Consider the following 12168-nt stretch of genomic DNA (forward strand, 5'->3'; position numbering starts at 1 on the left):
CGCGTGCGCGACATGTTCGAGCAGGCCAAGAAGAATGCCCCCTGCATCGTCTTCATCGACGAAATCGATGCGGTCGGCCGTCATCGTGGTCATGGCCTCGGCAATTCGAATGATGAGCGCGAGCAGACCCTCAACCAGCTGCTGGTCGAAATGGACGGGTTCGAAGCCAACGAAGGCATCATCATCATCGCCGCAACCAACCGCCCCGATGTGCTCGATCCTGCCCTGCTGCGCCCGGGCCGGTTCGACCGCCAGGTGATCGTCCCGGTTCCCGACATCGAAGGCCGCGAGAAGATCCTGGCCGTGCACATGAAGAAGGTCCCGACCGCGCCCGACGTCAACCCGCGGGTGATCGCGCGCGGCACGCCGGGCTTTTCGGGCGCGGACCTCGCCAACCTGGTCAACGAGGCGGCCCTGCTCGCAGCCCGGCGCAACAAGCGCCTGGTGGCGATGAAGGAGTTCGAGGACGCCAAGGACAAGGTCATGATGGGCGCCGAGCGCCGCTCGATGGTGATGACCGACGACGAGAAGAAGATGACCGCCTATCACGAGGCCGGCCACGCGCTGGTCTCGGTCAACGAGGCGGCGTCGGACCCGATCCACAAGGCCACGATAATCCCGCGCGGCGGCGCACTCGGCATGGTGGTTCGTCTGCCAGAACGGGACCGTTATTCCTATCACCGTGACCAGATGCACGCCCAGCTGGCCGTGGCGATGGGCGGGCGCGTCGCCGAGGAAATAATCTTCGGGCACGACAAGGTCTCGTCCGGGGCTTCCAGCGATATCCAGCACGCCACGTCGCTGGCACGCAGCATGGTTACGCGCTGGGGCATGTCGGAAAAGCTCGGCCCGCTGCAGTATGAGGAAACCCAGGAGGGTTACCTCGGCTATGGCGGCTCGGCCCGGACCATGCAGTCGGCCGAGACCAACAAGCTGATCGATGCGGAGATCCGTGCGCTGGTGGAAGGCGGGCACAAGCGCGCCACCCAGATCCTCAAGGACAACGCCGACCAGCTGCACTTGCTGGCCAAGGCCCTGCTCGAATACGAGACGCTGACCGGCGAGGAGATCACCGAACTGCTACAGAACGGCAAGATCGACCGTCCGGCCGATCCCACCGGTCCCTCGCTGCTCCCTCCGGCCGGAGGCTCGGCGGTGCCGAAGGCGGGCAAGCGGTTTGCCGGAGCGGCGGCGCAGGGGGCCTAGGCCCCCGCGCGGTCAGCCGGCCGCGGCGTAAAGCGCAACCCCGGTGGCGAACAGGATCAGCACGACCGTGGCGAAGATCGCCAGAAACCACGTGCGCCACCATGCGCCAAAGCGGCTGAGCCCATAAGTCTCGCGGGCCTGTCGGTACATGTGGAACGGAGCGTAGAGCAGCAACAGGGCCGGGAACGGACCACCAAGCCCGCCCCACACTGTCAAGCCGCTGACCAGCGCCAGCAGCATCAGCTGGAAGCTGACCGAATAGGTCACGAAGACGGTATGATCGTACAGATGAAAGCGGCGGCTGAACGGGAACAGCAGCCACATGAACGGCACTGACAGCGGGATCACCAGCCAGGCATATTTGTAGGCGCTCGACTGCAGCTTGTAGGCGATCAGCTCGGGATTATCGCGCGCGTGCTGCCATGCGGCGTTGATCTTTTCTGCGCCTTCAGCGGAGCTGCCAAAATCCCCTTCGGCAATGGTTTCGGGCAGCTTGCCGCTGCGCGCCGAACGGATCACTTCCACCGCCTTGCGGGCATTGGCGAGATCTGCCTCGAGCCTGGTCACATCGCCGCCCTTGCCGGCGCGGGCATCGGCCAGCTTCTGCTCGAGCCCCGCCTGGACCTTCAGCGCCTCGACCTCGGCATCGGCCATGCCGGTCTGGACCTCACCCTTGGGTTTGGCATCGAAATTGACCGGGCTGCCGAGCGAATTGAACACCGCAAAGGTCAGGAACACCACGAACAGGAACAGCGCGATCGGGCTGACATAGCTGGCGCGGCGGCCATCGATGTATTCGCGGGTCAGCCTGCCCGGGCGCCAGACCAGCAGCGGAAAGGTCCGCCAGATCTTGCCTTCGAAGTGGAACACGCCGTGCAGCAGATCGTGAAAGAATGCGCCGATCGTGCGGTGGACGTGCGCCGCCTGACCGCAGGCATGGCAGTGGCTGCCCACCAGCGCGGTTCCGCAGTTGAGGCAGACCGCTTCGTGAGTATGGCCATCCTGGCCCTCGCCGTGATCCGGTTCGGCCGCGCGCGAAAGCAACGCGCCCTGGGCGATATCGCCGATAATCTCGCCGCCGTTGGTCATTTGCGTCTCCCCTGATATGCAGTTCATGGTCCGGCAAGCTTGGCGCGGTCAAGCCAGCAGCCGCACATTCGTTTGGGAGATTTCGATGAAGCGTTTCGCATTGGCCGTGGCGGCTACCTTTGCCTTGGCCACCCCGCTCGCCGCAGCACCGGGCGACATGAACGTGGCGACCTTCCTCGCCAAGGCCGACGCGCTGCGGGCCAAGGGTCCGGCCGCGCTGTTCTCGTCCGACTACAAGCTGCTCAAGAGCGAGGGCGAAGCGGCCGGCCAGGCCTATCGCGCGCGGCTTAATGCCGAGCGGGCCGCCGGAAAACCGTCAAGCTGCCCGCCGAAGGGCACCAGGGTCAATTCGGACAAGCTGATTGCCCACCTGCGGACCTATCCCGAGCCGGTCCGGCCCCGGGTCAGCATGAAGCAGGCGATCGGAGACTACTTCGCGCGCACTTACCCCTGCCGCTAGGCCAATCGCAAAGCGGCCCGCCTCCGATCAGGAAGCGGGCCGCCAATGCATTCGGCAATTGCCGGGGGCTCAGCCCTCGTAATCGCCGCCGATCGAGGTGTTGCGGACCGGGGCCGCAGCAGTGATCCGCAGGGCTTCGGCCGACTGGCTGAGCGAGCCGACATCGTCCATCTCGTCATCGTCATCCGGCAGGACGCGCTGCAGCGAGCTGACCACCGATTCCTTGAGGTTGGCCGGGTGCACGGTCTGCTCGGCGATTTCGCGCAGGGCGACCACCGGGTTCTTGTCGCGATCGCGTTCGATCGTCAGTTCCGCCCCGCCCGAAATCTCACGCGCACGCTGCGCAGCAAGCAGGACGAGGTCGAACCGGTTGGGGACCTTGTCGACACAATCTTCAACGGTAACGCGCGCCATCGGGCACTCCAGTTCAGCAAAATGCAGGGATTGGCACTGCGCCTACACGCCCCTTGATTCGCAAGTCAAGGAAAATTCGTATAACCTATTGATAATCAATCGTTATCGTAGGCGGAATATCCACGCGAATCGGGCGCAAGATTGCCGAACTTGGTGAATTCGCTCTGGAAGTGCAGCTGGACGTTTCCGGTCGAGCCGTGGCGCTGCTTGGAAATGATCACGGTCGCCTTGTTCACCACTTCCAGATGGCGCTGCATCCAGGTGTCGTACTTGGCCAACGCATCGCCGCTGCTGGTCTCGGTCGGTTCGTCCGGCTTGCTGGCGTTGTGGTAATATTCCTCGCGGTAAATGAACCAGACCATGTCGGCGTCCTGCTCGATCGAGCCGGATTCGCGCAGGTCCGACAGCTGCGGCCGCTTGTCCTCGCGGCTTTCGACCGCACGGCTGAGCTGCGACAACGCGATCACCGGGACCGCCAGCTCTTTGGCCAGTGTCTTGAGGCCGCGGCTGATTTCGGAGATTTCGTTGACCCGGTTGTCATTGGCCCGGCCCGAACCTTGCAGCAGCTGCAGGTAGTCGATCACGATCAGGCCAATGTTGTGGCGGCGCTTCAGCCGGCGTGCCCGGGTCCGCAGCGCCGCGATCGACAGCGCCGGGGTATCATCGATGTAAAGCGGCAGTTCGGCCAGACGCTGGCTGGCGAAGGAGATCCGCTGGAAATCCTCGCGGCTGATCTTGCCCATGCGCAGCCGCTCGCTGCTGATCTCGGCCTGTTCGGCCAGGATACGCGTGGCGAGCTGGTCGGCGCTCATTTCCAGGCTGAAGAAGGCGGTGGGCGCGCCGACCGACTTGGCCGGATCAATCCCGTCCTGCAGGTCGCGCAGATAGCGCTCGGCGCAGTTGAATGCGATGTTGGTGGCAAGCGAGGTCTTCCCCATGGCCGGGCGGCCGGCAAGGATGATCAGGTCCGAATCGTGCAGCCCGCCGACCTTGGCGTTGAGATCGTCGAGACCCGTGGTCAGGCCCGAGATGTGCCCGCCCGAGGCCAGCGCCTTTTCAATCTGAGTGATCGCGGTCAGACTCGATGTGCGGAACGACTGCGCCTCACTGCCAACCGATGCCCCTTCGGAGACACGGTAAAGCGCAGCCTCAGCCTCGGAAATCTGCTCCATAGGCTCAACCCGTTCAGAGGTGTCGAGTGCGGAATTGACCAGGTTTCGCCCCACCGAGACCAGTTCGCGCAGCAGGGCCAGGTCATAGATCTGGCCCGCCAGTTCGCGCGGGGCGAGCAGCCCCTGCCCGTCGGCGGTCAGCCGCGCGAGATAGCTGGCTCCGCCGAGGTCCTTGAGCGCCTCGTCCGCTTCGAAATAGGGCTTGAGCGTGACCGGGGTGACCACTGCCTTGCGATCGAGCAGCTGCATGATCCGGTCATAGATCCGGGCATGGATCGGCTCGAAGAAATGCTCGGGCTTGAGCGGGGTAACCAGTTCCTCGATCACCCGGTTGTCGATCAGCACCGCGCCCAGAAACGCGGCTTCGGCCTCGACATTCGAGGGCAGCGCGCGGGCGGCAGTTTCATCGGGACGGGGAAAGGGGATCGGTTCGGCCATAAGCGCTGTTAAATGCGCCGGGCGCGCGCCGCGCGCAAGCGTGTCGGAGCCAAGGTCCGAACCATTTTCATCCACAGGCTGTGGAAGGCGATGACACTCTTGCCCGCGAATCCCGCATCTGCGAGAAGCGCCCGCCATGGCAGACCCGCGCATCATCCATGTCGAGCTCGACGAAGCGACCATTCTGTGGCGCAACGCGGATATCGAACAGGAACGGCGGATCGCGATCTTCGACCTGATCGAAGAGAACACCTTCAAGCCCAACCGCGCCTGGGAAGCCGGGCACCAGGGGCCCTATCGGCTGCGTCTGGCGGTCGATGACGGGCGGCTCTCGCTCGACATTTCGGACGAGCACGGCGCCCAGCTTGAAACGCTGATTCTCGGTCTCGGCCGGTTCCGCCGCCCGATCCGCGAATATTTCGCGATCTGCGATTCCTATTACCAGGCGATACGCAAGGCGACTGCGGCCGAGATCGAAACGATCGACATGGCCCGCCGCGGGGTCCACAACGAGGCGGCTGAAATGCTGCTCGAACGGCTGGAGGGCAAAGTGGAGACCGATTTCGCCACGGCCCGCCGGCTCTTTACCCTGATCTGCGTCCTGCATATTAGGGGGTGATGGGGTCGCAAACCTGATGGCACGCAAAGCAACCAGCCGCTGGCGGCTGCGCCTGATCGCCGCAATCTCCCTTGTGGCGATCATGGCCGGGCTGTGGGGCTGGTGGACGATCCAGCACTGGCGGCCCGACAGCCGTGAATTCCCGATGCAGGGCGTCGAGGTTTCGGGCGAGGATGGCGTGGTTGACTGGAAGGCGTTGAAGGCGGTCGGGGCGAATTTTGCCTATCTCGATGCTTCGGCCAGCGCCTTTGCCCGCGATCCGGCCTTCGTGAAAAACCTGGAGGATGCCCGCACCGCGAAGCTGCGGGTCGGCGCGGTGCACCACTATGATCCATGCCAGCCGGCCGAGAAGCAGGCGGCAAATTTCGTCACCGTGGTCCCGCGCGACCGCACCATGCTGCCTCCGGCGGTCGATCTGGACATGCTGGCCGACGATTGCCCGGTCAAGGTCAGCGATGCGGCGGTGGAAAGCGAGTTGATGACCTTCCTCAACCAGATTGAGACTCACACCGGCAAGCCGACGATCCTGAAGATTTCGCCCGAATTCGAAGACCGCTATCATCTCGCCGCCGGGATCGATCGCAATCTGTGGCTGGTCCGCGGCGTGTTCGAGCCTGACTATGCCGGGCGGCCCTGGACCTTGTGGAGTGCCAATCCGATGCTCAAGACCGAAGCGGCGAACGGCCCGCTCAACTGGGTGGTAGTGCGATGAGCTGGACCCGTGAGAGTTTGATCGCCGCCGCGCGCGATGCCGCGACCCGCGCCTATGCCCCCTATTCCAACTTCCACGTCGGCGCCGCGCTGGGCTTTGCCGACGGCTCGGTGGTGACCGGCGCCAATGTCGAGAATGCCAGCTATGGCCTGACGCTCTGTGCCGAAACGGTCGCGGTCGGCAAGGCGCTGAGCGAGGACTGGCGCGGGCGGCTGGAAGCTGTCGCGGTGATCGGCGGAAAGGCCGGCGCGGTCGGCGCGGGCGATCCGGTCACGCCGTGCGGACGCTGCCGCCAGGTCCTCAACGAGGTCGCCGCACTGGGGGATAACGATCCGACGGTGTGGTGCGTTGGAGAGAACGACGTGCTGGAACTGGTGCTCTCGGACCTGCTGCCGCGGAGCTTTGGGCCGTCAAGTCTGAGCTAATAATCCTCCCCTGCAAGGGGAGGATTATTAGCCTCCCAACCACTCCAGCAGCGCGCCCAGACAATCCCGCCCCAGGATCGCGCTGCGTTCGGGCGACCAGCCTTGTGCGGCGCAGGGCAGGTCATCGTTGTCCTTGAACGGCATTTCCAGCGTCATCGAGACCGCGCCAAAGCGCTCGGCGAGCTGGTTGGTGCTCATCGTCAGGTTGGCCCTGCCCTTGCCCGCGACCGGATAGCCCTTGGCGGTCTGGAAATCGGGAGTACGCCGCGCGAGGATTGCCTTGTAGCGGTCATAGCCCGATTGTAGCTCCGCGCTCCACGCGGGGATGCCTTCGAACCCGGCCAGGAACACTGCGGCGATCGCCTCGTCGCCGTGGACGTCCATTGCGAAGTCGACCCCGGTTTCGTCCATGGCGCTCAGGATCGCCAGCACTTCGGGCGATTTCTCGGCGCTCGGCGCGGCCCATTCGCGGTTGAGGTTGATCCCGCCGGCATTGGTGCGCAGGTGCCCGCGCCGCGATCCGTCCGGGTTGGCATTGGGCACGATGTGGAACCGGCACAGCTGGCGCAGCCGCCGTCCGACCGGATCGGCCGGATCGGTCAGGCAATCGAGTGCGCCTTCCATCCACCATTCGGCCATCGTCTCGCCGGGGTGTTGGCGGGCATAAAGCCAGACCTGCTTTTCGCCCTCGCCGAGTTCCAGACAGTCGATCGGCTGGCCATCAAGGCTGTGGCCCAGAACCCGGTGCGTCACCCCATCGGCCATGGCCGCGCCTGCGACCAGGTCGTGATGCCGCTCCATCGAATAGGGCGCGAAATAGGCGAACCAGGCGATGTTCGCAGCCGGGGCATGGCGGATCGTCAGCGTCCCGTCCTGCTCGGCCTTGTCGTAGGATGAGGCGGCGCGGCCCCAGAACTCGCGGTCCTCGCTGACCGCCGCGTTATAGCGCGGCCAGCCGCCCGGATAGGCGGAGCCTTCCAGCCCGGTTATCTTGAGCACCAGTTCGCGCCCTGCGCAGTTCGATACGCGGAAGTGGAACCACTGGTAGAAGTCCGACAAGTGATCCTTGCGGATCGCGAGGTGCGCGGTTGCGCCCTCGATCGACAAGACTTCGATATTGCCGGCGTCGAACGCCGCGTCGATCAGGATCTGGCTCATTTCACTTCGATCGTTTCGCCCGATTTTCCGGGGAAGTTCAGGAACAATGCTTCGCTCATTTTCGGCGCGGCAAGGCCGGTGCCGGACAGCGGCGAGGCGGTGCTGGCGGTAAAGCTGGCGCGGCCTTCCCACAGCACCTTGCCGCTGGCGCGTTCGCGGATCGAAACCGCCAGTTCGGTCGAAACCTGGGCCTTCGGCTTGGGCGTCAGGTCGAACCCGATCCCGACCCCCAGGCCCGAGCCATAGCTGCCGGTCGATCCGCCGACCCCGACGCTGACCGGGCTGCCGCTGCGGTCGGGCTGGAAGGTGCTGCGGACCAGCCGCAACTGCGCGACCTGATCGCCCGCGCCTGTGCCCGCTTCGGTATAGCCGACCCGGACCAGCTGGCGCATCACCGCAGCGCGGTAAGTCTGCCATTCCAGAGTCGAGCCATCGCTGCCCGGTGCGGGTTCGACCGCGATCGTGCCCTTGCCGAGCGGACTGACATCCTCGGCATGGAACCGCGTGACCTCGACCGGGCCGACCGGGGTTACGCAGCCGGCCAGGGCGGCAAGTCCAACAGTCAACACGGCGATCCGCAAGCACTTCATCTCGGGCGACCTTTCACTCCAGAGCAGCCCTGCCGTTGTGGTGCCGATCAGCGCAGGATGCAAGCGTCAGGCAAAGGTCAGCGCCGCTCTCGCACCTCACCGGTGCGCTCGGGAAAGCCGGCGAACAGCGATTTGGACAGTCGCGCGGCGATCGCGTCGTCGTCCCAGCGCTCGTCTCCGTCGCGGCTGAACAGCTGGGCGCGACCTTCCCACAGCACCTGGCCCGTCGCGCGGTCGCGGATCCGGGTTTCGAGCCGGGTCGCGATCAGCGCCTTGCGCGGCTTGCTGCCATCGACATGGATCGCCATCCCAACCATCGAGCCGCGATTGGATACGCCGACGCTCATCTCGCCGCTGACCGGATTGCGCTTTTCCTCTGGCGGTTCGGCCTCGGACCGGACGATCCGGACCTCGGCGATCTGCGCGCTGTCCCCGCCCTGCCCGGCGAGATAGCCGTGCGAGACGAGCTGACCTTCGACCGCCGCCTCGAAAGTCGCGGTCAGCCGGGGGTCCTCCTCGCCTTCATCGCCCGGAATGCGGATCACCACGATCGGCCCCTTGACCAGCGCCGCCTGATCGATCCCCTCGGCGCGGAACCGTGCGACGTCGATCTGGCCTTCCAGCGATGGCGCGGCGCGCGGTGCGCGCATGCCCCAGCCCGGATCGCCCCAGCCACCCGGCTGCGCCAGCAGCGCGGTCCCGGTCAGGGTCAGCGCCCCGGCGGCGATATAGGGGAGAAGCTTGGCGGCAGATGCTTGCATGGATGGGCCCTCTGGCAGGTGAAACGATGTGCCCCTTCCCGCCCTCTCCTGTCTATCGCCTTGCCGGGGCATGAACGAAACCGAAAAGCCTGCATACGTTAACCACTTGCTTGGCTATCACTGCTAGGCCATCGCCCTGTCATGACCCAGAAATGTCCCGTCCTGGTAACCGGCGGCGCCGGTTATATCGGCAGCCACGCCGTTCTCGCCCTTGCCGACGCCGGCTGGCCGGTTTCGGTGATCGACAATCTGACCACCGGCTTTCGCTGGGCTGTGCCCGAAGGGGTGCCGTTCTATCAGGGCGACATCGAGGATCCGGCGCTGCTGGCCCGGATCTTTGCGGAACAGGGGATCAAGGCGGTGATGCATTTCGCCGGATCGATCATCGTCCCCGAATCGGTTGAGAACCCGCTGAAGTACTATCACAACAACACCGCCAAAAGCCGCGCGCTGATCGCTGCTGCGGTGGCCGGCGGGATCAAGCACTTCATCTTCAGCTCGACCGCGGCGACCTATGGCATTCCCGAGGTTTCGCCGGTCAGCGAAGACAGCCCCAAGCTGCCGATCAATCCCTATGGCATGTCCAAGCTGATGACCGAGATCATGCTGGGCGATGTCGCGGCGGCGCATCCGCTCAACTTCTGTGCGCTGCGCTATTTCAACGTCGCCGGGGCCGACCCACGCGCCCGCACCGGGCAATCGACTGCCGGGGCGACCCACCTGATCAAGGTCGCGGTCGAAGCTGCCCTGGGAAAGCGCGAAAAGGTCGAAGTATTCGGGACCGATTTCGACACCCCCGACGGCACCGGGGTCCGCGATTACATCCACGTTTCCGACCTCGCCAATGCCCATGTCCTTGCGCTCGAAGGCCTGATTGCCGAGCCGGAGCGGTCGCTGACCATGAATTGCGGCTACGGCCAGGGCTATTCGGTGCTCGAAGTGCTCGACGCGGTCGACCGGGTCACCAACCAGACGATCACCCGCGTTCTCAGCCCGCGCCGGGCCGGCGACCCTGATTCGCTGATTTCGGACAACCGCCGGATCAAGGCGACCCTGCCGTGGGTGCCGCAATATGCCGATCTCGATACAATCGTGGCCCACGCGCTGCAGTGGGAGCGAAAGCTCGGCGAATTGCGGTCTGGCGGTTGACTTCGCCGCGAGTCACCACTAACGGCCCACCTTCAATTTCAGCGGCGCCAAGCCGCCCCGAGGAAACCATGAAGATTCGCAACAGCCTCAAGTCGCTCAAGGGTCGCCACCGCGACAACCGCGTGATCCGTCGCCGCGGGCGCACCTATGTGATCAACAAGACCAACCGCCGCTTCAAGGCGCGCCAGGGCTAAGCGCCCTGGCTGGCGGGGCCGAGCGGCTCCGCGCTGGCATTCTGACGGCCCGCCTCCCATCCGGGGTGCGGGCCGAAAGTGTATTAACCGCAGGGGTTTGAACGTGTCCGACCGAGTGGAAGCCGTGGTCTTCGACATTGGCAAGGTGCTGGTCGAATGGGACCTGCGGCTGATCTACCGCGACCTGATTCCCGATCCGGCCGAGCGCGACTGGTTCGTGGAGCACGTGGTCACCCCCGAATGGCATTTCCAGCACGACGCCGGTCGCCCGCTGGCCGAGATCGTGCCCGAGCGGATCGCCCTGTTTCCTCAGCACGAGGCGCTGATCCGGCGCTATGCCAGCCACTTCGGCGATTCGGTTCCCGGCCCTGTGCCCGGTACTGCGGAACTGGTCGAGGCGCTGCACGCACGCGGGGTGCCGCTGTTCGCAATCACCAATTTCGGGGCCGAGTTCTGGCCGGAATTCGCCCCGCGCTTTCCGGTGTTGGAGCGCTTCCGCGATATCGTGATCTCGGGCGTCGAGCGGCTCGTCAAGCCCGATCCGGCGATCTACGCGCTGGCCGAGACGCGCTTTGGCCTGCCCGGCTCGGCGATGCTGTTCGTCGATGACAACGCCCACAACATCGTCGCAGCGAGCGATTGCGGCTGGCATGCTCATCACTTCAAGAATGCCGCCGGGCTTGAAGCTGAGTTGGTCCGGCGCGGGCTGCTCTGAGGATATTCTCTCGCAAAGGCGCTAAGGCGCTAAGGGGTTGCACCCGCCGCAGGCGGATTAAATCAGCCCCAGAGTTCAGCCCCAGAGTTGCGCCATCGGTCACAGTAACCTGAACAGCGTGGCTTCGCCGCTTGCGCAACATTTTCGCGCCTTTGCGCCTTAGCGAGAGCCCAAAAAAAGGGGGCCTATATACCTGCTTGACCCAATCTGGAATCCATCCATGATCGCGACCTATGCAGGAAGACGAATCGACCAGCGCGGGAGACATCTTAGCTAGAGCTTTGATGGCTGAAAGATCTGTCCCGCCTGACCTAATCCCAATTCCAGAATTCAGATATGCAGAACCGGCAGATTATGATGCTAGCCTTTCACCCGAAGCGGCACTTGCAAAGTTTCCGTTTGAGCCGATCACCGCAGTAACCCAGATCCACCGCGAGTTGGAAGTCGCCAGAGTTGTCGGAATCGCGGAGCATGCCATCTGGCGTAGGGACGGCGAGACAAGCCAAGCCTACTTTTTGATCGTAACAACGTGGTTTTGGAGCATCGAAACACCACTCGTGCACGACTTTTGGGTCACAGGTTATCGAGAGCGACTATTCCCAGCTAAGGGATACGGCATCAGTGGCGACAACTGGATCAAGCTTTTTGCAATACGATTTTGGTTCGCCAACTCGTCAACTGAATTGCCAAGCAAGCCCGCAGAGCCAACGGAAAGACAAGAGAAGCCAGTGGTCAGCAGGCAGGAATTGGCAAATTGGCACGAGGTGTTCAAATCGGTACATCCAAGTGCCGTTGAAGCGTTCGCCCAGCGCTCAGCCAAGGCGATGTTCCCGGACAATCATGTTCCTAGGTCATGGGTGCGGGAATTAAGAGGGCCTCAAAAGCGCGGAAAACCAGCAACTCGCCACGAATAGCGGCGAATATCCGGCGAATTAGCGGCAGATTTTGACGGCGATTTTTCATCCGTTCAAAACATCTCCATCAACCCGGCACACCGGGCAACTGATGGAGCGAAACATGGGACCGTGATTTAGCTGAAAACGAAAAAGGCCACCCGAGGGCGGCC

The 12168-nt window shown here is 64.1% G+C and carries 15 protein-coding genes; 9 read left to right on the forward strand and 6 right to left on the reverse strand.

The features are described from left to right. The coding region (locus tag B2V17_RS12940; protein WP_292998340.1) for an ATP-dependent metallopeptidase FtsH/Yme1/Tma family protein at positions 1–1206 on the forward strand (1206 nt) is incomplete at its 5' end. Between the two features lie 12 nt (positions 1207–1218). Here B2V17_RS12940 and B2V17_RS12945 read toward each other — a convergent pair. Beyond that, positions 1219–2295 carry a DUF3667 domain-containing protein gene (locus tag B2V17_RS12945; protein WP_292998342.1) on the reverse strand — a complete coding sequence of 359 codons (1077 nt, stop codon included), beginning with the start codon at positions 2293–2295 and terminating at the stop codon, positions 1219–1221. An 85-nt stretch (positions 2296–2380) separates the two neighbouring features. On the opposite strand from B2V17_RS12945, the gene B2V17_RS12950 reads away from it, so the two are divergent. Then, entirely contained in the window at positions 2381–2755 is a 375-nt protein-coding gene (locus tag B2V17_RS12950; RefSeq protein WP_292998344.1) for a hypothetical protein, read from the forward strand. A gap of 69 nt (positions 2756–2824) precedes the next feature. Here B2V17_RS12950 and rpoZ read toward each other — a convergent pair whose 3' ends face one another. Continuing rightward, on the reverse strand, positions 2825–3169 hold the full coding sequence (rpoZ, locus tag B2V17_RS12955; RefSeq protein ID WP_292998346.1) for a DNA-directed RNA polymerase subunit omega: 345 nt from the start codon (positions 3167–3169) through the stop codon (positions 2825–2827). Between the two features lie 95 nt (positions 3170–3264). After that, entirely contained in the window at positions 3265–4779 is a 1515-nt protein-coding gene (locus B2V17_RS12960; RefSeq protein WP_292998348.1) for a replicative DNA helicase, read from the reverse strand. Positions 4780–4915: 136 nt separating this feature from the next. Between B2V17_RS12960 and B2V17_RS12965 the strand changes: the two genes are divergently transcribed. From B2V17_RS12965 to B2V17_RS12975, 3 genes are read left to right on the forward strand one after another with little or no spacing between them, the layout of a single operon-like run. Beyond that, positions 4916–5398, forward strand: a complete 483-nt coding sequence (locus tag B2V17_RS12965; protein ID WP_292998350.1) for a UPF0262 family protein — start codon at positions 4916–4918, stop codon at positions 5396–5398. Positions 5399–5414: 16 nt separating this feature from the next. Beyond that, the gene (locus B2V17_RS12970; protein ID WP_292998352.1) at positions 5415–6110 is read left to right on the forward strand and encodes a glycoside hydrolase family 25 protein; all 696 of its coding nucleotides are present in this window, start codon (positions 5415–5417) and stop codon (positions 6108–6110) included. Continuing rightward, entirely contained in the window at positions 6107–6535 is a 429-nt protein-coding gene (locus B2V17_RS12975) for a cytidine deaminase (RefSeq protein ID WP_292998354.1), read from the forward strand. The genes B2V17_RS12970 and B2V17_RS12975 overlap by 4 nt, the downstream gene beginning before the upstream one ends. A 27-nt stretch (positions 6536–6562) precedes the next feature. On the opposite strand, the gene B2V17_RS12980 is transcribed toward B2V17_RS12975, so the two are convergent. The 3 genes from B2V17_RS12980 to B2V17_RS12990 form a co-directional block, all read right to left on the reverse strand. Next, complete coding sequence (locus tag B2V17_RS12980) at positions 6563–7693, reverse strand: M14 family metallopeptidase (RefSeq protein WP_292998356.1); 1131 nt, start codon at positions 7691–7693, stop codon at positions 6563–6565. Then, positions 7690–8262, reverse strand: a complete 573-nt coding sequence (locus B2V17_RS12985) for a DUF4136 domain-containing protein (protein ID WP_324474254.1) — start codon at positions 8260–8262, stop codon at positions 7690–7692. The genes B2V17_RS12980 and B2V17_RS12985 overlap by 4 nt, the downstream gene beginning before the upstream one ends. A gap of 98 nt (positions 8263–8360) precedes the next feature. Then, positions 8361–9044 carry a hypothetical protein gene (locus B2V17_RS12990; protein WP_292998360.1) on the reverse strand — a complete coding sequence of 228 codons (684 nt, stop codon included), beginning with the start codon at positions 9042–9044 and terminating at the stop codon, positions 8361–8363. Positions 9045–9185: 141 nt separating this feature from the next. On the opposite strand from B2V17_RS12990, the gene galE reads away from it, so the two are divergent. The 4 genes from galE (at position 9186) to B2V17_RS13010 (ending at position 12016) form a co-directional block, all read left to right on the forward strand. Continuing rightward, positions 9186–10193 carry a UDP-glucose 4-epimerase GalE gene (galE, locus tag B2V17_RS12995; protein ID WP_292998362.1) on the forward strand — a complete coding sequence of 336 codons (1008 nt, stop codon included), beginning with the start codon at positions 9186–9188 and terminating at the stop codon, positions 10191–10193. A gap of 68 nt (positions 10194–10261) precedes the next feature. After that, positions 10262–10387 (forward strand): type B 50S ribosomal protein L36, encoded by a 126-nt coding sequence (gene ykgO / locus B2V17_RS13000; RefSeq protein ID WP_004210176.1) that lies wholly within the window; start codon positions 10262–10264, stop codon positions 10385–10387. A gap of 103 nt (positions 10388–10490) precedes the next feature. Beyond that, on the forward strand, positions 10491–11102 hold the full coding sequence (locus B2V17_RS13005; protein WP_292998364.1) for an HAD family hydrolase: 612 nt from the start codon (positions 10491–10493) through the stop codon (positions 11100–11102). A gap of 233 nt (positions 11103–11335) precedes the next feature. Continuing rightward, on the forward strand, positions 11336–12016 hold the full coding sequence (locus tag B2V17_RS13010; RefSeq protein WP_292998366.1) for a hypothetical protein: 681 nt from the start codon (positions 11336–11338) through the stop codon (positions 12014–12016). Positions 12017–12168 lie beyond the last annotated feature (152 nt).

It is taken from the genome of Novosphingobium sp. UBA6272 (assembly GCF_002440635.1).
Taxonomy (GTDB): domain Bacteria; phylum Pseudomonadota; class Alphaproteobacteria; order Sphingomonadales; family Sphingomonadaceae; genus Novosphingobium.

Bases quoted from the DNA above. Each gene is read 5' to 3' on its own strand.
- B2V17_RS12945 (WP_292998342.1), bottom strand. From the start codon at position 2,295: ATGACCAACGGCGGCGAGATTATCGGCGATATCGCCCAGGGCGCGTTG.
- B2V17_RS12950 (WP_292998344.1), top strand. From the start codon at position 2,381: ATGAAGCGTTTCGCATTGGCCGTGGCGGCTACCTTTGCCTTGGCCACC.
- rpoZ (WP_292998346.1), bottom strand. From the start codon at position 3,169: ATGGCGCGCGTTACCGTTGAAGATTGTGTCGACAAGGTCCCCAACCGG.
- B2V17_RS12960 (WP_292998348.1), bottom strand. From the start codon at position 4,779: ATGGCCGAACCGATCCCCTTTCCCCGTCCCGATGAAACTGCCGCCCGC.
- B2V17_RS12965 (WP_292998350.1), top strand. From the start codon at position 4,916: ATGGCAGACCCGCGCATCATCCATGTCGAGCTCGACGAAGCGACCATT.
- B2V17_RS12970 (WP_292998352.1), top strand. From the start codon at position 5,415: ATGGCACGCAAAGCAACCAGCCGCTGGCGGCTGCGCCTGATCGCCGCA.
- B2V17_RS12975 (WP_292998354.1), top strand. From the start codon at position 6,107: ATGAGCTGGACCCGTGAGAGTTTGATCGCCGCCGCGCGCGATGCCGCG.
- B2V17_RS12980 (WP_292998356.1), bottom strand. From the start codon at position 7,693: ATGAGCCAGATCCTGATCGACGCGGCGTTCGACGCCGGCAATATCGAA.
- B2V17_RS12990 (WP_292998360.1), bottom strand. From the start codon at position 9,044: ATGCAAGCATCTGCCGCCAAGCTTCTCCCCTATATCGCCGCCGGGGCG.
- galE (WP_292998362.1), top strand. From the start codon at position 9,186: ATGACCCAGAAATGTCCCGTCCTGGTAACCGGCGGCGCCGGTTATATC.
- ykgO (WP_004210176.1), top strand. From the start codon at position 10,262: ATGAAGATTCGCAACAGCCTCAAGTCGCTCAAGGGTCGCCACCGCGAC.
- B2V17_RS13010 (WP_292998366.1), top strand. From the start codon at position 11,336: ATGCAGGAAGACGAATCGACCAGCGCGGGAGACATCTTAGCTAGAGCT.